The organism is Acinetobacter sp. ATCC 27244, assembly GCF_000156555.1.
GTDB classification, from domain to species: Bacteria; Pseudomonadota; Gammaproteobacteria; order Pseudomonadales; family Moraxellaceae; genus Acinetobacter; species Acinetobacter haemolyticus.
Genome location: NZ_GG665966.1, coordinates 115,701 through 137,706, shown reverse-complemented (window position 1 = coordinate 137,706; position 22,006 = coordinate 115,701). Strand labels below are relative to the sequence as shown.

Annotated in this window: 24 protein-coding genes; 9 read left to right on the top strand and 15 right to left on the bottom strand. The window is 40.7% G+C overall.

Features of this window, described 5'->3' with window-relative positions:
* The first annotated feature begins 42 nt into the window (after nt 1–42).
* Both HMPREF0023_RS14940 and HMPREF0023_RS14935 read left to right on the top strand, forming a co-directional pair.
* On the top strand, nt 43–609 hold the full coding sequence (locus HMPREF0023_RS14940; protein WP_005092733.1) for a 5'-nucleosidase: 567 nt from the start codon (nt 43–45) through the stop codon (nt 607–609).
* Nucleotides 610–833: 224 nt separating this feature from the next.
* On the top strand, nt 834–1,796 hold the full coding sequence (locus tag HMPREF0023_RS14935; protein ID WP_005092732.1) for a DUF4062 domain-containing protein: 963 nt from the start codon (nt 834–836) through the stop codon (nt 1,794–1,796).
* Nucleotides 1,797–2,076: 280 nt separating this feature from the next.
* On the opposite strand, the gene HMPREF0023_RS14930 is transcribed toward HMPREF0023_RS14935, so the two are convergent.
* From HMPREF0023_RS14930 to ubiG, 11 genes are all read right to left on the bottom strand, one after another.
* On the bottom strand, nt 2,077–2,688 hold the full coding sequence (locus HMPREF0023_RS14930) for a TetR/AcrR family transcriptional regulator (protein ID WP_005085882.1): 612 nt from the start codon (nt 2,686–2,688) through the stop codon (nt 2,077–2,079).
* 241 nt (nt 2,689–2,929) lie between these two features.
* A complete protein-coding gene (locus HMPREF0023_RS14925; protein WP_005092731.1) occupies nt 2,930–3,730 on the bottom strand; it encodes an ATP-binding cassette domain-containing protein in 801 nt (266 codons plus the stop codon).
* Between the two features lie 15 nt (nt 3,731–3,745).
* Nucleotides 3,746–4,549, bottom strand: coding sequence for an aliphatic sulfonate ABC transporter permease SsuC (gene ssuC, locus HMPREF0023_RS14920; RefSeq protein ID WP_005092729.1), 804 nt, complete (start codon nt 4,547–4,549; stop codon nt 3,746–3,748).
* On the bottom strand, nt 4,546–5,721 hold the full coding sequence (gene ssuD / locus HMPREF0023_RS14915; RefSeq protein WP_005092728.1) for an FMNH2-dependent alkanesulfonate monooxygenase: 1,176 nt from the start codon (nt 5,719–5,721) through the stop codon (nt 4,546–4,548). Before ssuD ends, ssuC begins: the two co-directional genes overlap by 4 nt.
* A gap of 26 nt (nt 5,722–5,747) precedes the next feature.
* Nucleotides 5,748–6,737: an aliphatic sulfonate ABC transporter substrate-binding protein gene (locus HMPREF0023_RS14910; RefSeq protein WP_005092725.1), complete on the bottom strand. Its 990-nt coding sequence runs from the start codon at nt 6,735–6,737 to the stop codon at nt 5,748–5,750.
* Between the two features lie 12 nt (nt 6,738–6,749).
* The gene (locus tag HMPREF0023_RS14905; RefSeq protein WP_005092722.1) at nt 6,750–7,739 is read right to left on the bottom strand and encodes a sulfonate ABC transporter substrate-binding protein; all 990 of its coding nucleotides are present in this window, start codon (nt 7,737–7,739) and stop codon (nt 6,750–6,752) included.
* 309 nt (nt 7,740–8,048) lie between these two features.
* Nucleotides 8,049–9,404: an amino-acid N-acetyltransferase gene (gene argA / locus HMPREF0023_RS14900; protein ID WP_005092720.1), complete on the bottom strand. Its 1,356-nt coding sequence runs from the start codon at nt 9,402–9,404 to the stop codon at nt 8,049–8,051.
* 142 nt (nt 9,405–9,546) lie between these two features.
* The gene (locus tag HMPREF0023_RS14895; RefSeq protein ID WP_005092718.1) at nt 9,547–9,924 is read right to left on the bottom strand and encodes an RcnB family protein; all 378 of its coding nucleotides are present in this window, start codon (nt 9,922–9,924) and stop codon (nt 9,547–9,549) included.
* A gap of 164 nt (nt 9,925–10,088) precedes the next feature.
* The gene (locus tag HMPREF0023_RS14890) at nt 10,089–10,835 is read right to left on the bottom strand and encodes a YciK family oxidoreductase (protein ID WP_004637378.1); all 747 of its coding nucleotides are present in this window, start codon (nt 10,833–10,835) and stop codon (nt 10,089–10,091) included.
* Between the two features lie 30 nt (nt 10,836–10,865).
* Nucleotides 10,866–11,564: an HAD family hydrolase gene (locus HMPREF0023_RS14885; RefSeq protein ID WP_008942485.1), complete on the bottom strand. Its 699-nt coding sequence runs from the start codon at nt 11,562–11,564 to the stop codon at nt 10,866–10,868.
* Nucleotides 11,564–12,277 (bottom strand): bifunctional 2-polyprenyl-6-hydroxyphenol methylase/3-demethylubiquinol 3-O-methyltransferase UbiG, encoded by a 714-nt coding sequence (gene ubiG / locus HMPREF0023_RS14880; protein WP_008942484.1) that lies wholly within the window; start codon nt 12,275–12,277, stop codon nt 11,564–11,566. The genes HMPREF0023_RS14885 and ubiG overlap by 1 nt, the downstream gene beginning before the upstream one ends.
* Nucleotides 12,278–12,455: 178 nt before the next feature.
* Between ubiG and HMPREF0023_RS14875 the strand changes: the two genes are divergently transcribed.
* Nucleotides 12,456–13,076: a thiol:disulfide interchange protein DsbA/DsbL gene (locus HMPREF0023_RS14875; protein WP_005085864.1), complete on the top strand. Its 621-nt coding sequence runs from the start codon at nt 12,456–12,458 to the stop codon at nt 13,074–13,076.
* Between the two features lie 62 nt (nt 13,077–13,138).
* On the opposite strand, the gene HMPREF0023_RS14870 is transcribed toward HMPREF0023_RS14875, so the two are convergent.
* Complete coding sequence (locus HMPREF0023_RS14870; RefSeq protein WP_004637382.1) at nt 13,139–13,768, bottom strand: TetR/AcrR family transcriptional regulator; 630 nt, start codon at nt 13,766–13,768, stop codon at nt 13,139–13,141.
* A 106-nt stretch (nt 13,769–13,874) separates the two neighbouring features.
* Complete coding sequence (locus HMPREF0023_RS14865; protein ID WP_004637383.1) at nt 13,875–14,525, bottom strand: TetR family transcriptional regulator; 651 nt, start codon at nt 14,523–14,525, stop codon at nt 13,875–13,877.
* 313 nt (nt 14,526–14,838) lie between these two features.
* Here HMPREF0023_RS14865 and HMPREF0023_RS14860 point away from each other — a divergent pair, with 313 nt between their 5' ends.
* The 4 genes from HMPREF0023_RS14860 to HMPREF0023_RS14845 all read left to right on the top strand — a co-directional run bounded on the left by HMPREF0023_RS14860 (nt 14,839) and on the right by HMPREF0023_RS14845 (nt 18,283).
* Nucleotides 14,839–15,864, top strand: coding sequence for a ferredoxin reductase (locus HMPREF0023_RS14860; protein ID WP_017396631.1), 1,026 nt, complete (start codon nt 14,839–14,841; stop codon nt 15,862–15,864).
* Between the two features lie 30 nt (nt 15,865–15,894).
* The gene (locus HMPREF0023_RS14855; protein WP_171055756.1) at nt 15,895–17,037 is read left to right on the top strand and encodes a fatty acid desaturase family protein; all 1,143 of its coding nucleotides are present in this window, start codon (nt 15,895–15,897) and stop codon (nt 17,035–17,037) included.
* A 97-nt stretch (nt 17,038–17,134) separates the two neighbouring features.
* Complete coding sequence (rph, locus tag HMPREF0023_RS14850) at nt 17,135–17,851, top strand: ribonuclease PH (RefSeq protein WP_004637386.1); 717 nt, start codon at nt 17,135–17,137, stop codon at nt 17,849–17,851.
* Between the two features lie 240 nt (nt 17,852–18,091).
* Nucleotides 18,092–18,283: a hypothetical protein gene (locus tag HMPREF0023_RS14845; protein ID WP_026056314.1), complete on the top strand. Its 192-nt coding sequence runs from the start codon at nt 18,092–18,094 to the stop codon at nt 18,281–18,283.
* On the opposite strand, the gene nadC is transcribed toward HMPREF0023_RS14845, so the two are convergent.
* Nucleotides 18,280–19,125 (bottom strand): carboxylating nicotinate-nucleotide diphosphorylase, encoded by an 846-nt coding sequence (gene nadC, locus HMPREF0023_RS14840; RefSeq protein ID WP_008942482.1) that lies wholly within the window; start codon nt 19,123–19,125, stop codon nt 18,280–18,282. The genes HMPREF0023_RS14845 and nadC overlap by 4 nt on opposite strands.
* 143 nt (nt 19,126–19,268) lie before the next feature.
* On the opposite strand from nadC, the gene ampD reads away from it, so the two are divergent.
* The gene (gene ampD, locus HMPREF0023_RS14835; protein ID WP_017396630.1) at nt 19,269–19,835 is read left to right on the top strand and encodes a 1,6-anhydro-N-acetylmuramyl-L-alanine amidase AmpD; all 567 of its coding nucleotides are present in this window, start codon (nt 19,269–19,271) and stop codon (nt 19,833–19,835) included.
* 88 nt (nt 19,836–19,923) lie between these two features.
* Nucleotides 19,924–21,474: a murein biosynthesis integral membrane protein MurJ gene (gene murJ / locus HMPREF0023_RS14830; protein WP_171057909.1), complete on the top strand. Its 1,551-nt coding sequence runs from the start codon at nt 19,924–19,926 to the stop codon at nt 21,472–21,474.
* 59 nt (nt 21,475–21,533) lie between these two features.
* On the opposite strand, the gene HMPREF0023_RS14825 is transcribed toward murJ, so the two are convergent.
* Nucleotides 21,534–22,006, bottom strand: a 473-nt coding sequence (locus tag HMPREF0023_RS14825; RefSeq protein ID WP_008942479.1) for an FKBP-type peptidyl-prolyl cis-trans isomerase, incomplete at its 5' end; no start/stop codon positions are given.

Here is a 22,006-nt window from a genome sequence, read left to right as displayed (position 1 = left end):
ACACCTTTTTTGTGTCTCTATTTTTATTTGAACGAGTCTTTTATGAATGCTGATATTGCCCTGATTATGGCGTTGCCGAATGAATCCAAAGGTTTGTTTGAGCAAGCTGGTATTGACGTTCATTACAGTGGCATCGGCAAAATTAATGCAGCATTCAAGGCATTTGAAGTGATTCAAAAGACGGGATGTAAAACGCTGATCAATTTAGGTAGTGCAGGGAGTTCGCACTTCGATGCACACTGTTTGGTTGAAGTCACTACTTTTGTGCAACGTGATATGGATGTATCACCTTTGGGTTTTGCTGTAGGTGTAACCCCAATGGATGATGACATCCCCGCAGAGATTTATACTCAACCACACTTTGAACACTTACCCAAAGGCATTTGTGGCACAGGTGATTCTTTTGAAACAGGTTTACCAAAGGTCAGCTGTAATTTGGTGGATATGGAGGCGTATGCTTTAGCCAAAGTTTGTCAAAAACTTAGTGTGCGATTGATCTCAGTCAAATACATAACGGATGGCGCCAATGATACTGCGCATTTAGATTGGGAAGAGAATTTATTACTAGGGGCACAAAAGTTATTGGCGCTGTATCAGGCGCATTTTTAAATGCAAAGGTTTAATGTTGTAGTGTGTATGGGGGACTTTTGTTTATCGGTAGATTTTTGAAATTAAAAATTACTTTAGCTTGCAAGCTGGTTATGCATAAGAGATTCTATGTAAAATTTTCACCGCTCTAATTGTTCAAAAATGAGATAAATTTTTAATAACTATTCTATTTGATCAAATAGTTACTACAATAAGCGAAAATTTTATTTATAAGTTCTGTCTTCATGAAAAAATATCAGATTTTTGTATCTTCAACTTATGTTGATTTAATTAATGAACGTCAAGCTGCTGTTGAAGCAATCCTAAAAGCTGGTCATATCCCTGCTGGGATGGAGTTATTTACAGCCTCAAATCAAAGTCAATGGACTATTATCCAAAAGTGGATAGATGAGTCAGACATTTATATGCTAATTCTGGGAGGACGTTATGGATCAATAGAACCTAGCTCTGGACTGAGCTATACAGAATTAGAATATAATTATGCTTTGTCCCAAAATAAACCTTTATTTGCTGTCATTATGAAAGATGAGGCACTTGATGAAAAAGTTAAACAATCAGGAAGATCTGTTTTAGAATCAGATAACCCTCAAAAATTAAAAGATTTTAAAGCTAAGGTACTATCATATATGTCTTCTTTTTTCGAAGACTATAAAGATATTAAATTAGCAGTCCATGAAAGTGTTGGAAAGCTACAGCAAGAAAATAAATTAATTGGTTGGGTACGAGCTGATGAACTATTAAATCCGCAACAATATCTAGACCAAATTACCGCTTTACAAAAAGAAAAAGAGGATTTGCATAAAGAAAATTTACAGCTTAAAAAAAGAGTTCCAAAGGGTTCAACCACTGAAGATGATTTAGATGAACTCATAAATCTTTTTTCTAAAGAAAAAGTTTCTTTGAAAAGATTAAAAACTGATGAGAATGGATATCCTGATGAAATTTCCACATTAGATGCAATAAAAACATTCAGAAATACACTTGTGACGGGTGTATCTAATTCAAGGAATTCTGGAGCACAAAGTCTGTTTGTTTTCTATGAGTTGGGGACGCCATTACAAATTCATGGGTTAATTCAAACCGAAAAGGTTACTAATAGTTCTGCAGTGAGAAGAACTGTACTTACTGAGAAGGGTAAAAATTTCTTGGCACATCTTTCTAAAAAAGATATTTCTGAAACTTATTAATTATGAAAACTTCCTAAAATTAACATAATACGCCTTATACGAAATACTTGAATTTTTCCTTTTTATATCAATATTTTAACGTAAGCCGTTCTAAGTTTCAGCACACTGGAACGGCTTTTTCGTGACTATTCATGTTCCACGTATGTTTCTTAATCAACGTTCCACCTTTTTTGATTAGTTCAGTTGAACAATCGCCTTAACCTTTTGGCAAGAAAAAGCGACTATTGAAGTCGCCTTTTTCGTGTATTTTAATCACTAAAATAAGGCTTGTGAAGAAAACTTAACGAGGAATTACGCCATACAGCATTAAATGCACAGTGTGTTCAATGGTACGTTGGTACATACTACGGTTACGTAATGTTTTACCCGTCACCATCTCCATTTGCGTTGCAAAATCAGCATAGTTCTGAGTAATTGCCCAAATATTGATAATCAATAATTCTGGATCAATATCTTGAGACAATTTGCCTTGTTCTTGCCACGTTTGAATCACTTTGGTTTTACGCTTAAATAGCTTTTTCAAAGGGCCTTTTAAGATGGGCAAAATATGTGGCGCACCTTGAATGATTTCCAAGGCAAATAAACGAGAAGCCTTAGGCTGGTCACGCGAGCTTTCAAGCTTTTGAATCAGATAGTGGGTCAGTGCTTCTGTTGGTTCAAGCTCTGACTCTAAAGTTTGTAAGGGAGCAAGCCACTTTTGTAATACGGTGGTCAAGACTTCCACATAGAGGGATTCTTTATTTTCATAATAATAGAAAATATTCGACTTATGCATATTCGCAAGCTGAGCAATCTCATCGAGACTAGCACCACTGAACCCATAGACAGAGAAAACATCGAGGGCAGCATTCAGCAGTTGATTGCGCTTTTGTGTACTTTTTTTCTGTTCCATCTGCGAGCTTGATTCAAAAAATGTCTTTGACATTGTAAGATAAATTGTCGGATTTGTGCACAACAACACAGTTTTTTTATTTAAAAAGTTGTGATTCTACGATCAGTGGTAGGGATCTATTTGATAATTATTAGAATCTAAACTCTAAAATACATATTTTGTTAATAATTCGATCATGATCGCGGCAGCATCTGCATGATGCTTGAGATATTTTAGTGCAATTTTGAAGAGGAACACGGTTTTAGCTAGCTAAAACCGCATCAAGGACTTGTTGTTCAAGTTGCGCAAAAGCAATGCTCTTTTTACGAGGGCGGGGGAGATTAACTTTGAAATCCTGTGCAATATGACCCTGATCAAGCAGGATAATTCGATCAGCCAATTGCACGGCCTCACTAACATCATGGGTGACTAAAACGGCAGTAAAGCCTTGTTCTTTCCACAGTTGTTCAATCAGATTTTGCATTTCCAAACGCGTTAATGCATCCAGCGCTCCAAGTGGTTCATCTAGCAGCAAAATGCGTGGAGAATGGGACAATGCTCGTGCTAAAGCAACACGTTGCCGTTGTCCACCCGAAAGTTGTGCAGGCCATTGTGAGGCTTTATCTTTTAAGCCAACTTTTTCTAATAGCGTTCTTGCCAGCGTATGTTGATGTTTGGATAAGCCGAGTTGTACATTTGCTAAAACACTTTTCCATGGCAATAATCTTGGGTCTTGGAACATGACTCGAATATCCGCACTGCTAATGCCTTCACGAAAATTTCGAGCAGATTGAAATTTGATTTCACCATAGCTGGGTTTTTCTAATTGAGCGATAAGGCGCAATAAGGTGCTTTTCCCACACCCACTCCGACCAACGATTGCAACAAATTCACCAGCTTCGATCTGGAGGTCTAAATCTTCAAGCACCTTGACCTCTGCATAGAATTTATACAGTTGCTCGATCAGAATCTCTGCCCCATTGGCAGATGAGGGTGCTGTTTTTACTGCAGTAAGTGTTTGAATTTCATGATTGTCATGAAAATTTAGGTTTAAATTACTCATTTTTAGTCCCCCTTTTTATTTTTGATAACCCGCATGCCAGCGTAATAAATAACGTTCCAATGCTTGCGCCAGTACATCTGCTAATTTACCGAGTAAGGCGTACAGTAAAATACCGACCAAGACGATATCTGTTTGCAAAAACTCACGTGCATTCATGGTCATATAGCCGATACCTGCTTGTGCTGAAATCGTCTCTGCAACGATGAGTAAGACCCATACCAAGCCTAGGGAGAAACGTAGTCCCACCAGAATCGAAGGCATGGCACCGGGGAGAATAATCTCTTTATAGAGTTGCCAGCGATTGAGTCCGTAACTTTTACCCATTTCAATCAGTTGAGGATCGACGGAACGAATACCATGATAGGTGTTGATATACATCGGGAAAAACACCCCAACAGCCACCAAAAACAGCTTGGCGGTTTCATCAATGCCGAACCATAAAATCACCAATGGAATCAGAGCAAGTGCAGGGATATTGCGGATCATTTGCAAGGTGGTATCAAGTAAGGTTGATGCGATGCGAGATGAACCATTCAATAAGCCTAAAATGAGATCTAAACCACCTCCAATCAATAAACCGAGTAAGGCACGACCAGCACTGACTTGGACGTGCTGCCAAAGTTCACCACTGACCAATAGTTGCCAAAATGCACTCACCACTGCGCTTGGAGCGGGTAAAACACGATTTTGTAAAATGCCTGAGCTTGACGCAATTTGCCAAATGCTCAAAAGTAGAATTGGAAATAGCCAAGGGAGCAAACCTTTAGTGATATGTTTTGTTCCACGTGAAACATTGCTCAAATAAAGTTGTTTGGTCATGCGCTTTCCTTGCTTGGAAGTCTGGATTGCTTTTCTTCAGGTACATAGTTGTTGGCAATGATTTCTCCAAAAGGACCAGTCAAATGCGGTTGTGCCAGTTTTTGTCGTGTCTGTAAGGGAAGTAATGGGAACACCAATTCAGCAAACCGAATTGATTCTTCTAGATGTGGGTAGCCAGAGAAGATAAAGGTATCAATGCCTAAATCCGCATATTCTTGAATGCGTGCAGCCACAGTTTCTGGGTCACCAACTAAAGCTGTACCAGCACCACCACGGACCAAACCAATACCTGCCCATAAATTTGGCGAGACTTCGAGTTGGTCTTTACGTCCGCCGTGCAAAGCGGCCATTCGTTGTTGACCAACAGAGTCCATTTGTGCAAATTTTTTCTGTGCTGCTGCAATTGTTGCATCATCTAAATATTGGATCAGTTCATTAGCAGCTGCCCATGCCTGTTCATTGGTTTCGCGAACAATCACATGTAAGCGAATGCCATAAGTGAGTGTGCGGCCTTTAGCTGCTGCTTTGGCGCGGAGATATTCAATTTTCTCTTTTACTGCGGCAGGAGGTTCACCCCAAGTTAAATAGGTATCGACCTGTTCTGCCGCTAATTCAGTTGCAGCTTCTGATGAACCGCCAAACCATAACGGTGGATAAGGACGTTGTACGGGTGGGTAGAGCAGTTTGGCATCATCGACACTTAACCGCTCACCATGAAAAGTGAAGGACTCACCTGTATGAGAGCGGGTCAAGATTTCACGCCAGATTTTGACATATTCGGATGCGGTTTGATAACGTGTGTTATGGTCTTCATACAGGCCATCACCTTTAAGCTCTTGTTCATCACCACCTGTCACTAGGTTCAATAAAATACGACCATTAGACAGGCGATCAAAGGTTGCTGCCATTCGTGCGGCCAATGCGGGTGTGGTAATGCCTGGGCGCAGTGCCACCAAAAATTTAAGTTGTTTGGTGGCATCAATTAAGCTGGCGGCTGTGATCCAAGGGTCTTCACAAGAACGTCCCGTTGGAATTAATACACCTGCATAGCCGAGATTATCCACCGCTACAGCAATCTGTTTCATATAAGCATGATCAACTTGACGTGCACCCTTGCTGGTACCTAAATAACGACTGTCACCGTGAGTGGGGATAAACCAGAAAATATTCATGTTGATATTCCTTATAAAATCAATCTTTATTGAGTTGTCCAAACACTGTGCTGGATATCAATGTGCACAGGAATCAATTGCTCTTGTTTAAATAAATCGGCAATTTGTTGCTGATGCTGAATTACTTCAGTAGTCAGTGGTTGAACAGGAGAGGGTTTCGGTCTTTTATCGAGTACACGTTGTGCTACAGGAGTGCTTAAACCAGTACTATTTACATAGATCTGTAAGGCTGGGTCTTGGTGTTGCACAATCCACTGATCTGCAAGATTGATGGTCTTTATTAACTTGAGGGCAGACTCTGGATGCTTTTGAATGAAGCTTGGATTGCCAATATAAAAAGAATAAGTGGTAGCAAAAGCAGAGCCATCGATCAAGGTTTTGGTATGACCTTGTAGCTCGGCAGTACCTAGGTAGGGTTCCCAAATCGCCCATGCATCTACGGCTTGTTTATCAAATGCTGCACGGGCATCAGCAGGCGATAACCAAATTGGTTGAATGTCATGCCATGATAAGCCTGCTTTTTGCAATGTTTTTGCAAGTAGCTCATGAGCACTTGAACCTTTTTGTACAGCGATACGCTTGCCTTTCAAATCTTGAAGGGTATCGATTTGATCCTCAGCATGAACCAATACCGCTTGACCAGTGGCTGGAACGACTTCATAGGCAATGTAACGTAACGGTTTTGCTGCGGCTTGTGCAAAAATGGGAGGTGTATTCCCGACATAGCCAAAGTCAACCGCACCAACGGCAAGCGCTTCTAACATTTGTGGCCCTGCTGGAAATTCACGCCATTCAATTTTGGTCTTGGGAAATTCTTGTTCAAAGAGTTTTTGTTGTTTTGCAACCAATAAAGCGAGTGATGATTTCTGGAAGCCAATTGTCAGTGTTTTGATCGCCGTGTGTTGATTGCTTGAAGCCGCTTTTTCCGTATTTTGAGATTCGGTCTTTTGGCAGCCACTGATTGAAAATGCAGAGATCAGTAAGCCGAGAATAGAAACTTTCGCTAATAACGTCATGATGATCCCCTATTATCGAATGTTGTTCTTTAATACGGCATCTTGAATCACAAGTTGCTTTGGAATCAGTTGTTGTGCGAAGAACGCGTTAGCCACATCTTGTTGTTCTGTCACAACCTTTTCTGAAATAGGTTGAACGCCAAAACCCATACGAGATATCGAGGTCTTTAACACATCAAACCCAAGACCAATCGGCTTTTCGAGTAGTTTTGCTGCATCTTCAGGATGTGCTTTGACCCAGTCTGTGGTCTGATTCAGTGTGGTAATCACTGTTTGTAAAACTGCTGGATTGTTCTCCGCATATTGGCGATCTGCCAAATAAAATTGATGGTTGTTCACCAGATTTTCGCCGTTGGCAATCACTCGGGCTTGGATTTGATGCTCGGCTGCAGCAAGGAACGGATCCCAAATAACCCAAGCATCAACCACGCCTTTTTCAAAGGCTGCACGTGCATCTGAAGGCGGTAAATAAACAGGTTGAATATCACTGAGCTTGAGATTGTGAGCTTCAAGTAGTTTAAGGAGGAGATAATGTACATTCGAACCTTTATTGAGTGCGATGCGTTTACCTTTTAGGTCTTGGATCGATTGTATAGGTGAGTCTTTTTGAACGATTAATGCCTCAGCTGTTGGAGCAGGTGGTTGGTTGGCGACATAAATCAAATTGGGATTCGCTGCTTGTGCGAAGATCGGTGGCGCTTCGCCTGCTTCACCAAAAACCACACTTCCTACATTCAAACCTTCCAGAAGCTGGGGACCCGCTGGGAATTCAATCCATTTCACCTTGATTCCCTGAGCAGCAAGGCGTTTTTCTAATTCACCTTTTGTTTTAACGATCGGCAAGATGCCATACTTTTGAAAGCCGATATTGAATGTTGTGGTTTCTTGTTGTGTTGTTGCTTGCTGCTCAGGTTTCTTTGCACAACCTGTGACTCCCATCAAACTGGCAAGGCTCGCTGCAATGATGAGATATGACCATGAATGCTTGCTTGAAATGATCATGTTGGTTGTGCTCCCCAAAAAATCAAAGATTGAATTAAGATGAGCAACCACGCTAAAACTTTTTCTATGATAGAAAAAATAACGAATTAGGCTTTATTTATAAGGAAAAGTGCAAAACACAAGATTGCATAAGCTTAGCCATGCTTTGTATAAACGCGATCATCAGAAAAGTTTATAAGATATTGTTTTTAATTTAATTAATTTTGGTATTTCAAGAAAACGACTATTTTTTATTTTAGATCAATCAGTAATATTGATGTGTTGTAGATATCTTTATGAGAAATAAAAATATCTACAACCTAAATGAACTCAAACTAAAACTTTTTTAAAGACTAAGGAGTTACGTTGATAGTTATAGAGCGCTTGGCGAGCATTGGGTAAATCATCGATACTGGCCGCGATAAAGCCTTGTTCCAAGAACCAGTGGGCCGTGCGAGTGGTTAGCACGAACAGTTGTTGAATGCCTTGTTGTTTGGCTTTAGTTTCTAGAAATTGCAAGATCTGGCTGCCACGATTGGATTTTCGATAGTTTGAATCCACAGCAACGCAGGCAATTTCTGCTGAACGGATTTCATTTTCTCCTGTAGGGATGGGGTAGAGTGCCGCACAGGCCAAAATCATGCCGTCACGTTCAATCACGGCAAATTGCTCAATTTCGCTTTCAAGAAGTTCGCGTGAGCGATAGACCAGAATTCCTTCTTGTTCGAGTGGGCGAAGTAGGTTAATCAAACCACCGACATCTTGGATGTTGGCGATTCGTACCTCCTCATAGTGAGCATCTGTGATTAGTGTACCGACCCCATCACGTGTAAATAGTTCTTCAATCAATGCACCATCATACGCATAAGAAATTAGATGCACACGATGTACACCAGACAATGATGCCTGTTGAGCTTGTTTGAGGTGTAAGGCAAACTCAGGATATTGTGATTGGAATTGTTGAATATAGGGTTCAAGTTGACGCGGACTTAACTCGCGTAGCAGTTGTTGTTGATCATTGATTAGCCCTTGTTTTTCACCTAAGAAAATCAGTTTATCGGCGTTTAATGCAGTTGCCGTTTTGGTTGCGACTTCTTCAGCGAGTAAATTAAAGACTTCACCCGTGGTTGAATAGCCAGTTGGCCCTAATAAAACAATATTATGGTTATCTAAATGACGTTGAATTGCATCGGTATCAATCGAACGTACATCGCCCGTGAGTTGGAAGTCGATTCCTTCACGAATACCGTAAGGTTTTGCAGTCACGAAATTGCCTGAAACCACATCAATGCGTGCGCCGTACATCGGCGAGTTGGCTAAACCCATGGATAATAGAGCTTCAATTTCTAGGCGAATTGAACCCACGGCATTCATTACACCACGTAGAGATTCGCGTGTGGTAATGCGACGATTTTGATGAAACGGTGTTTCGATCTGTTGTTGATGTAGATTTTGATTAATCTGAGGACGTGCGCCGTATACGAGGATTAAGCGAATGCCTAAAGAATGCAGCAGGGCAATATCGTGAATAATATGCTGAAAATTTTCATGCTGAACGGCTTCACCACCGAACATCAGAACAAAGGTTTTATCTCGGTGTGCATTAATATAAGGTGCAGAATGGCGAAACCAATGTACATAATGTTGAGTGCTGTGATGCAATTTTTCTACAGGCTTACTTGGCATACCGATCTCAAATCAACAGATATGAGATGATTCTAAACAAAAAAACTCAAACTCACATGGTTTAGTTTAATAAAAAGCACTCAAATGAAATTTGAGTGCGATCTTGTGAGCCATCCATCTCATATAGGACTATGTGGTGTAGTTAGAATGCTCTAATAGTGACAATACTATTATCATCTGAGTTAACTAAGATATAGTCGTTGTTGATTTTGTACCATTGTTGATTACGTCCCGGCTTCGGTAGATTATTTTCTTTATAATCTATTTTATAGCCATTGCCACGGTAGTGTTGGGGCATGACATATCCCGCTTGCCAGCGATGTTGTTTCAAGCGCTCTACACCACGTTCCTCACGCATCCGGCGTTCACGCATCCGGTTGTCATTATCTGAACGTTCAAAATTGCGACCATGTTTGCCTCGCGTATCTTCATCGCGATCAAATGGAGGACTCGCAAAACTTGTTACACTCCCCAATAAGGCAGTTGAACCTAAAATCAAAATAATGAAAAAATTTTTCATGATACACCTAATATCGGATGTCTCTCATGTGAAAACTGTACCTTAAAAATGCAGAGAAACTGTGAAGATCAATTCATTGTTCCTTTAAAAAGATGAAGATAATTTACACGGCTCTCTGCATCAAGTTAGTCTTCAATGCTGTTTGGAATTATTCTCATAAAGTCTTAATCTTGCGCATCAATACTTTGCCCATTCATGTCTAGGCTATCATCACCCATCAGATAAAGATAGGCAGGCATGATGCTGTCTGGTGTAGGTAACACTTTTGGATCTTCATCTGGATAGGCTTTAGCACGCATTGCGGTACGTGTTCCACCTGGATTAATACAGTTATAGCGAATGTTTGGGAAGCTATTTTCTAAGGCAAAGATTTTGCTCATGGCTTCCGTCGCAATCTTGGAAACAGAATAAGCACCCCACAATGCACGTGCTTCACGCCCAACACCGGAACTGGTAAAGATCACAGAAGCATGATCTGATTTTTCGAGTAAAGGTAATAAGGCTTGAGTTAAAGCAAAAGGCGCACGTAAATTTACCGCCATTACATCATCCCAGACATCCACAGGATAATTGGCGAGTTCCACACGATCACCTAGCATGCCAGCATTGTGCAAAATACCATCTAAACGACCAAACTGCTGTTCTAAGGTATCGACCAAAAGCTCATAATCATGACTCGATGCCGTTGAGAGTTGTAATGGGAGAATAGCAGGTTGCGGCGCACCTAAAGCCTCAATTTCATCATAAATGACTTCAAGTTTGTTTAAGGTACGACCGTGTAATACCACCGTTGCACCATGAAGGGCATAACTCATCGCAGCAGCTCGTCCGATCCCATCACCAGCACCTGTGATTAAGATAATGCGATCTTTAAGTAGATCTGGGCGAGGTTGATATTCTGAATATTTCATTGTTATGCCTCCTGTTGTTATCTGAGTTGTTTAACTCATCATACCCTGATTTTCTGCTAAAACTGTGATTTTCTGTTGGAGCAATTGTTGAAGCTCAGCAACAGTGTGAATAATGGCATCTGCTTGCCACGCACTAAGATCATCACGGGATTCAATAGGTAAATAGCCATATGCAGCTAGAATGGTGTACATCTCTGCATGACGACCCGCATCAATATCACGAGGATGATCTCCGACATAGATAATCTCTTTCGGATCAATCTGTAGTTGTTTTGCCGCTAAATACATGGGTTCAGGATCTGGTTTAGTTTTACTCACATCTTCAGGACAAACCAAAACAGAACAACGTTCAGTCAGTTGCAATTCTGCCAGTAAGGACTCACTCAAACCACGTGGTTTATTGGTCACGATCCCCCAAGGAATCTGATTTGCCTCAAGTTGTTCAAGTAATGGATACATACCCTTAAATAGATCAGTATCAACGACGATGTTGTCACCATATACATCTAAAAAGCGTTGGCGATGTGCTAAGAAAATAGGATCAGTGAGTTCTAATTCAGGATAAACCAATTTCACCATAGCACGCGCGCCCTCGGACACTTGGGTGCGAATGAGTTCTGCATCAACGACTGGACGTTGCTCGTCCCGACACATTTGCTGAATGATTCGAATAAAGTCAGCTGCTGTGTCAATTAAGGTGCCATCTAGATCAAATAAAACAGCTTTCATTAAGCACCTGTATTCGTAGTATGAACCATGTAATTCACATCAACATTTGGGGCAAGCCAATAGTGCTTGGTGATCGGATTGTAATGTAAGCCAATCATTTCCTTGAGGGTTAAACCTGCATTGCGAATATCATGTGCCATTTCTGAAGGGCGGATGAATTTATGATAATCATGTGTGCCCTTTGGCAGTAAGCGCAATACATATTCTGCGCCAATAATCGCAAATAAATAAGATTTTGGATTGCGATTAATAGTTGAAAAGAACACATGACCACCGGGTTTCACCAAATTTTGGCAAGCTTGAACAATTGATACAGGATCAGGTACGTGCTCCATCATTTCCATGCAAGTAACGACATCATATTGACCTGCTTGCTCTAGTGCTAGTTGCTCAACAGGAATTTGGCGATATTCGATATTTTGTACATTTTCTTGTTGCGCATGTAGGCGGCCCACTGCAAGCGGAGCCTCACCCATATCAATGCCGAGAACATCAGCACCACGACGGGCCATACTCTCAGCCAAAATTCCACCACCACAGCCGACATCAAGGACTTTTTTACCCGCTAAACCACCAACGCGTTCATCAATCCAGTTTAGGCGTAAGGGGTTGATTTGATGGAGCGGGCGAAATTCCGAATGTTGATCCCACCATTTGGCAGCCAATGCTTCAAATTTTGCGATTTCTTGCGGATCAACATTCAATTGCGACATGGTGTCACCTCTATATTAGGATGATTATTTCGGTTTAATCTTTGGGTAGTGTAGCGATTCTGGCAAAAAAAGCGATAAATCCTATAAAAAACTTCACAGAAGAAAAACGAATTAGTCGAGTTTGCTTTATATTTAGCATATAAACTTACGAAAAATGCTTAGAGGAAAAGCACAGGCAATGAAAAAGTTAGTACTCAGTGGTTTAGGTGCAGTTGCGTTGACGTTTTCAATGAATGCAATGGCTGCCAATTTTGTTGAAGGCAAAGACTATACAGTTGTGGCCAATCCTGGAAAAACGGTTGCGCCAGCAGGACAATACGAAGTCCGTGAATTTTTCTGGTATGGCTGTGGTCACTGCTATAACCTTGAGCCGCATATGCAAACTTGGTTAAAGAAAATTCCAAAAGATGTGTATTTCCTTCGTACACCAGCAGCCATGAATAAAGTGTGGGAACAAGGTGCGCGTGGTTACTATGTGTCAGAGGCGCTTGGTGTTCGTAAGAGAACTCATATTCCACTGTTCCATGCGATTCATGAGGGTGGTCAGCAGATCTTTGACCAAGCCTCTCAAGCGAAGTTCTTTGCGCGTTACGGTGTGCCAGAACAGAAATTTAATAGTATGTTTAACTCTTTCCCAATTACTGCAAAAATTGCGGAATCAAATCAGTTGGCTCAACAGTACCAATTGACAGGCGTACCTGCAGTCGTGGTAAACGGGAAATATGTGGTACAGGGTGAAGATGCAAAAGTCACCCAAGTGGTTGACTTCTTGCTAGAAAAAGAGCGTAAAGGCAAATAAAATTGCCATTTAACTCAAATACAAAGGACTGAGGAATTACCACAGTCCTTTTTTATTCAGGGTTATTCACTATCCAAAGCTTCTATGTCAATTTGCACTTTTTGTGTAGGTAGAGATAAAGCTTGGTTGACGTACAGGTTAATTAATTTTTCCCGTGAGCCGATTGAGCGTTGGTAATAGCTTGAATTTAATAATAAGGCTGCACCGTAGGTCAGTGACCAAATATAAGACAAATAATCACGAATCGACATATCATAATTTTGCGACTTTAAATATTTTTCGGTCATTTCTTTCAAAGAAACAATACGTTGCTGACGAATTTCATAGAGCTCATCAAAGAGATGTTTTAACTTTGATTCAGTCATGGTGAGATGTTCTTCTAATTGATGCAATAGAATCGTACGACTTGGTGCTTTTAGATGATAGAGCATATAGCGAGGCGCATATTCTTTAACATCAGTATTATATTTATCTGAAATTTTTAAAATTTCTTTTTCATTTTGAATAATAAGTTCCAGTAGCAGTTCGTTTTTGCTGCGGAAATGTTTGTATAGTGTACCTTTGGCAATGTCCAGTTCGGCAACCAGTTCATCTAGGGTCATTTCTTGGTTGTTTTCTAGTAATAGTTTTTCAGCAACCTGCAAAATTTTTTCTTTGCGAATTAAGAACTGTGTATGACGATCAGGATTCATGATGCTTATAAGCTCCTCATAGTGTTCTAAACGGCAATGCTTTATTGTCTAATGCATAATAACGCGAAGCAATGCTTTTATATATCAAACTTTAAGCTTGATATAGTCAAACGTTTTGTGGTTCCCAATTTGAGATCCCATTAAATAACAAACGAACCTGAGTGGTTGCGTTGTCTATAAATAGATTCTGTTGTTCTAATAAATCATCGATCTCAAACTGTTTGGGTAGATTGATCCACGTCATCGCCCATGTAAAAGACATATTGATTAAAATGGTTGATAAGACTTGTAAATGTTTGGCGTCTTTAATGTGCTTGAAGGTTTCAAGCTTGCAGAGATCAATAGCGAGATCTTCAATCAAAAACTCAATTTCACGTGCAATTGCGATTCTTACCGTTTCAGATCCACCCCAACGTTCGGCAATCATAAACTGCCATTGTTGCGGACTATGATTGACCGCTTGCACGAACAGCTCAATACTGGTGCGGGTTTTAGCTGCTCCACTATGTTTTAGATAGCTTTGACCGAGTTGATGAATTAGACTTTTGAGATGTAAAGAGACTTGATCAACGAGCTCTTGCCCCAGTGCTTCCATATCTTGGAAATGACGATAAAACGCTGTTGGTACTAAACCAACTTCACGAGCAACTTCTCGCAAACTAATACTACTAAATGAGCGCCCAGAGGTACTGAGGTGAAGTGCTGCATCCAGTAGAGCTTGCCGACTCTGTTGTTTTCGTTCATCTCTAATCGACATGAATAAGATCCATTAAAACCATACGATAGAGTCTAGCAAAAAAAATAGCTTTTTTTTAGCTTTAATCCATTGCTCAATCAGACACTTTTTAGCTTTTGGCAAATTCAGTCACATTTTCAGCAGGATCAGCATCTCCTCAAGGCGTTGTTTTTTTCAAGAGAATTTAAGCATTTATAAAAAAGAGTAAAAAACACTCGGAAAATTAGTGAACAAGTGTTGACTCAGTGAACACAAGTTAATATAGTGTACACATGTTCACTACATGAACATTTGTTCACTCAATATAAATAGCCAGATACAAAACGAGGAACGTATGAACGCAAAGTTAGGGTATCAGCCACACTGGGTTAGAGAAGATTTTGTTGATTTTGTTTTGCAAAAAATAAAACCAACTTTTGCTTGGAAACGTATTCTTGCTGAAGTGACAGCAGTACGCTCATTAAGTACAGATATGGTTTTATTGACTTTAAAGCCAAATCATAACTTTGACCTTTCGCAAGTAAGTGCAGGACAAAGTATTTTGATTACCTTGATGATTCAGGGGATTTATCATCAGCGTAGTTATTCAATTATTGATATTACGCCACAAGGTGAGATCCGTCTGGGAATCAAAGTGCAAGGTCTGGTTTCTAGCGCAGCTCAGCTTTTACATGTGGGTGATTGTATCGAAATCTCGCAAGCACAAGGTGATTTTGTTTTGCACCAAGGGCAGCAACCCGCGCTATTAATTGCATCAGGTTCTGGTATTACTGCCATCTATTCTTTATTGCAACAAGCGATTACACAGAACTTAAAAGAAATTCATGTGGTGTACTTCAACCGCGCTGAAGTGTTCCATCAAGAGGTCGTGGATTTGGCGAAACAATATCCACAGCTAAAATATCATTTCTTTAATACCTCTGTAGCCAAACAACATTTAGATACAGCTTTATTAGAGCAATTGGTACCGAATTTTAAAGAAATTCAAGCCTATGCATGTGGTCACCACAGCATGATGCATCAAGCACAAGAGATCTATATGCAACATGGTGCAGCAGAAAATTTCCATCAGGAATTCTTCCAGCCTGTGCAGTTGGAACAGTCCAATGAAGCCCAACAGATTACCTTCCGTCGTGCACAACAGAACTTTATTGCAACGACGAATCTCCTAAGTAGTGCAGAACAAGCAGGTTTACGCCCACAACATGGTTGCCGTATGGGTGTATGTAACCGCTGTAGCTGTACCAAAGTCAGCGGCGTGACACAAAATGTGATCACGGGTGAAATTGATGATCAACCGAACCGCGCAATCAAATTATGTGTGAGTCAGGCGCTTAGCCCAGTCACGATTGACCTATAAAAAGAAATATTGAGGATTATCACAATGAATATGGCATTAGAGTTTAAAACAGCATCCAAATCGGCCCATTTAACACCTGAGCAAGTTGCAGAGTTTGGTCGCCGTGTAGAAGCAATTCGTCTTGAGGTGATGCAAAACCTTGGTGAACAAGATTCGAAATATATCTACAAAGTGCGTAATTTTGTGCGTTATACCGAGATTGCTTCACGTAGCATGTTGATGTTTGGAGGCTGGATTCCACCTGTATGGTTAGTCGGAACAGCAATGCTGGGCGTTTCTAAAATCGTAGAAAACATGGAGCTTGGACACAATGTTATGCATGGCCAGTTTGACTGGCTGAATGATCCAAGTTTACGTGGTGAAGACTATGATTGGGACAATACCTGTTCAGGCAATGACTGGCGTTATACGCATAACTATATGCACCATACTTACACCAATATCGTTGGTAAAGACCACGATGTCGGCTATGGTATTTTACGCGTAAGTGAAGATCAGAAATGGGAAGTCCGTCACTTGGCGAATATTCCATTGGCATTGCAATTGATGTTCTTTTTCCAGTGGTATGTGGGCGTACAAAATTTACATTTGGAAGATGCTTTAGTCTATAAAACCAAAACCTGGAAACAGGTATGGGCAGACGCTGCTGAGTTCCGTAAAAAAGCCAAACGCCAAGTTCTAAAAGATTACGTATTTTTCCCTGCGATTGCGACCATTAACTTTATTCCTGTGTTAGCTGGAAATGCAGTGGCGAACATTATCCGTAATCTTTGGTCATCGGCAGTGATTTTTAATGGTCACTTCACCGAAGATGCTGAAACTTTTGAAGCAGACAATACGGAAAATGAAACCAAGGCTGAATGGTACTTACGCCAGATTCGTGGTTCAAGTAACTTCACCGGTGGGAAATGGATGCACTTTATGAGTGGTAATTTAAGCCATCAGATTGAACACCATTTATTCCCAGATATGCCAGCCAATCGTTATGAAGAAGTTGCACCTAAAATCAGAGCGTTATGTGCTGAATATGGTATCAACTATAACGAAGCGAACTTTATGAAGCAGTTTTGGACGGTTTGGGTTCGTTTAGCCAAATGTTCACTGCCAAATGATGTTGGTAGCCATCTTGCTCAAGCAATAAGCAAACTGAAGGCAAAATTGAAGTTTGCTTAAATGAGTGAATTGTAACGAATAAGTAAAACGGAATAGGTAGGCAAATGAGCTATACTATGGCGCAATTACTTTTGTGCCATAGTTTTAAGGAATCATTATGCGTATTGACCAGAGAGCATTAGACCAATTACGAGAGGTAAAAATTACCCGTAACTATACCCGTTACGCTGAAGGTTCAGTTTTGGTTGAGTTTGGTCATACCAAAGTGCTGTGTACAGCAAGCATTGACAACTCTGTTCCACGATTTTTAAAAGGACAAGGGCAAGGTTGGGTGACTGCTGAATATGGCATGTTACCGCGTTCAACACATACCCGTAGTGATCGTGAAGCAGCACGCGGTAAGCAAAGTGGTCGTACTCAAGAGATTCAACGTTTGATTGGTCGTAGTTTGCGTGCCATGGTGGATTTGAAGAAGTTAGGTGAAAACACCATTACGATTGACTGTGATGTGATCCAAGCGGATGGCGGAACGCGTACCGCAGCAATTACAGGTGCAGCAGTGGCTTTGGTTGATGCAATGAATGTATTGCTGAGCAACAAAAAAATTAAACAAGACCCTTTAAAAGGTCTGATCGCTGCAATCTCGGTGGGAATGTATCAAGACGAAGTTCTCCTCGATTTATGCTACGAAGAAGATTCAAATTGCCAAACGGATTTAAACGTGGTGATGACACAAGCGGGTGAATTTATTGAAATTCAAGGAACGGCAGAAGATAAACCGTTTACTCGCCAACAGTGTAATGCCATGTTAGAGCTTGCAGAAAAAGGAATCGCGGAATTGATTCAGAAGCAACAGCAAGCACTCGGTTGGTAAGTTCCAGTTGATAGTGCGGGCGGTCTGGTTTTTTTAGACCGCCTTTTTTTTATTTGAATGCGACCTAATAGATTATCATTGATAACATCATAATAGGATGTTTATATTTAAAGACCTGTTACCGGAATAGCCTACAAAGATCAAGCGAATACTTTCATAAAGTAACAGAGCACTCTGATTTACCCCATTTTATTTTGATAGATTGAGTAAAAATTGAAATGAAGAATGATAGGGGAAATGATGCTACAGATATTTCTGGTATTTCTAACAGCAGTTACGTTTGTATTAATGGCGGTTGATCCGCGACCAAATGATGTGGCGGAGTCAAAATCAGCGTGGACTGAACAGACCAAAGCATCTGATCATTCAAAACCAGATGCTTCGTTCACTGAGCAATCAACGATGAATAAAAATGATTCCGAGCAGGTTTAGGCATTAAAACGCATCGATAAATCAACAGCTCTTACATCTTTGGTGAGCACACCCATTGAAATGTAATCCACACCTGTTGTCGCAACTTCGCGTAAATTCTCAATGGTGATATTGCCAGAAGCTTCTAATTTACAGCGACCTGCAACATGTTTTACAGCATCAATCATTTGTTGCTGACTAAAGTTATCTAACATGACAATATCCGCACCTGCCTCAAGTGCCTGATTGAGTTCGCCCCAAGTTTCAACTTCAACTTCGACAGGTTTACCTGGCGCGATTTCATGGGCTTTGGTAATCGCTTGTGCAATACCACCCGCTGCCATGATGTGATTTTCTTTAATCAGGAAGGCATCAAATAAACCTAAACGATGGTTTTGACCACCACCTACAGCCACTGCATATTTTTGTGCGATGCGTAAACCAGGTAAGGTTTTTCGTGTATCGAGTAGTTTGGTATGTAAGCCATCCAGTTGTTTTACATAACTGGCTGTTTTGGTTGCAACTGCTGAAAGTGTTTGGATAAAGTTTAAAGCTGGACGTTCCACTGTCAATAAACTACGGGCTGAACCTGCAAGCTTTAAAAAAGCTTCATTGGCAGCCACAACATCACCTTCTTGTTTTAACCAAGTCACCTGAACCGTGTTGTCATAAGCTTGAATCAGTGCATTGACCCAAGGTTGACCCGCCAAGACCATTTCTTCACGGCTGATAATAGTTGCAGTTGCTTGTTCATCTGCTGGTGTGAGCATGGCGGTGATATCACCGTCCCCAATATCTTCTTGTAATGCTTGTTGAATATTGATTTGAATAGATTGTTCAAGCAAAGATTGAGGAATACTCATACCATTTCCAGTAGATTTTGACTAAAAAACTTGGGGCTTATATTAGCACCCTCGGCTTAAAAAATAAGTATTTCATCTCGATTATTCTGGACAAAGCATGTCAAAATGGAAACATAAATATTAAATTGCTGATTCGAGTCACAATGTCACAATCTAGATTTACGCAAGTTCAAGATGGAATATTATTGGGTGCAACACAGATTGCATCACCAAATTTTAACGCACGCCCCGCGGATATCGATATTCAATTGATTGTGATTCATAACATCAGCTTACCGCCGTCGCAGTTTGGTGGTGGTTATATTCAGCAGTTTTTTCAGAATCAATTGGATTGGTCACTGCATCCTTATTTTCAGACCATTGAAGGTATGCAGGTGTCGACTCATTTGTTGATTTTGCGGACAGGTGAAGTCATTCAATTTGTGAATTTTCAGGACCGCTCATGGCATGCAGGCCGTTCGAGTTATCTTGCCCAAAAAGAATGTAATGATTATTCGATTGGTATCGAACTCGAGGGGAGTGACGATCTGCCATTTGAGCCTGAACAATATCAAGCTTTAGTCGAGGTGGTACACACACTGCGTCAAGCATATCCTAAGATTCAACGCCATATTGCTGGACATTCTGATATTGCACCTCAGCGTAAAACTGATCCAGGTCCCTATTTTGATTGGCAATTATTTCGTCATTTGCTTGCGAAACACAAATGATGTGAAAAAACAGCATCAGATTTATGATTCTACAACGAAATTTGTTTGAACTTTTATTACAATAACGCTTTTGAAAAATAAGCCGTAGGTGAGTGCGATGGCATTGTGGCGATCGACTGTTATTGTCAGTGCAATGACGATGTTATCTCGAGTACTTGGATTGGTACGAGACATTGTACTGCTCAATGTTTTTGGTGCAGGTAAGGACTTCGATACCTTTGTCGTGGCGTTTCGTATTCCCAACTTTTTTCGACGGTTGTTTGCGGAAGGGGCATTTTCACAAGCTTTTATTCCTGTTTTGACGGAATATAAGACCAGTCGTACCCATGCCGAAGTACAAATTCTCATTAGTCGTGTTTTTGGGTGCTTACTAACAGCGATGTCATTGCTGACGCTGATTGCAATGATTGCCGCGCCTGTGATCATTTATATCTATGCACCTGGCTTCCATAAGGATCCAGAGAAGTTTGCACTCGCGGTAGATATGTTCCGCCTGACTATTCCTTATTTGATGTTTATGTCACTGACGGCTTTTGCCAGCAGTATTTTAAATAGTTATGGTTCTTTTGCATCACCCGCATTTGCACCCGTGTTATTGAACATTGCAATGATCGCAGGAGCATGGTGGCTGACACCTTTTATGGCAGAGCCGATTATGGCGCTAGGGTGGGCTGTGGTGGTTGCAGGTGTACTTCAACTGGCGATCCAGATTCCTGAATTATGGAAAAAGAAATTACTGATTCCACCAAAAGTTGACTTTAAGCATGAAGGTGTAGATCGCATTTTAAAATTAATGTTACCTGCATTATTTGGTGTTTCTGTTACCCAAATCAATTTATTACTGAATACGATTTGGGCATCGTTTATGCAAGATGGCTCAGTATCATGGTTGTATAGTGCCGAGCGTATGACTGAGCTACCATTGGGTTTGATTGGGGTCGCGATTGGTACCGTGATTTTACCATCGTTGTCGGCTCGACATGCGGAACAGGATCAAACGAAGTTTAGAGGAATGTTGGATTGGGCAGCAAAGATCATCATGTTGGTGGGCATTCCAGCCAGCATTGCTTTATTTATGTTATCTACACCGATTATTCAGGCTTTGTTCCAACGTGGTGAGTTTACCTTACAAGATACACAAATGACGGCTTTGGCTTTGCAATGTATGAGTGCAGGTGTCATTTCATTTATGCTGATCAAAGTTTTTGCCCCAGGTTTTTATGCACAACAAGATACCAAGACACCTGTGCGTGTCGGCTTAATCGCAGTTGCTGCAAATGCGATTTTAAATGTCCTATTTATTGGTTTATTTAAATTGAATGGTTGGGAGGCGGAGCACATGGCGTTGGCGATGGCGTCTTCAGGTTCCGCTTTAGTAAATGCAGGCCTACTCTATTACTATTTGCACAAGCGCAATATTTATCGCTTTGGGGCACACTGGAAGAAGCTCGCTTTCCAATTTAGTGTTGCCAATATCGTAATGATTGCTGCCTTGTGGTATGGCCTAACGTGGTATCAAGGTGATATTTCACAGTGGTTACGTGTTGCAGAGGTCATGGGTTTGTGCGTACTTGGTGTAGTTGCTTATGTTATTGGATTATTCGTAACAGGATTTAGACCAAGACATTTGAAACACTAAATTATAAGCATTAAAAAAATACCCCTCCTTATTGAAAGAAGGGGTATTTCAAATTTGAATTACTTAACTTCGATGAGCTCAATTTCAAAAATGAGTGTGCTGTTAGGACCAATCGCATCACCTGCACCAACTTCACCATAAGCAAGATTCGACGGAATGAAGAAACGACTTTTGCCACCTTCCTTCATGGTTTGTAGTCCTTCGGTCCAACCGGGAATCACTTGACTGAGTTTAAACTCAACCGGTTGATTGCGGGCAATTGAGCTATCAAACACTGTACCATCCAGTAAACGCCCTTCATAGTTAACCTTTACCGTTGCATTGGCTTTAGGTGATTTCCCTTTACCTGCTTGAAGCACTTGATACTGTAAACCTGATCTCGTGGTTACTATATTGGCTTTTTTACGATTTTCGGCTAAGAATGCTTTGCCGATTTTATCATTCTCTTGGGCAATCTCTTGAAACTCAACCAGTTGTTTGGCTTCTATGCGCTTTTTATACTGATTTAATACGTTTGCCATTTCTTCATCGC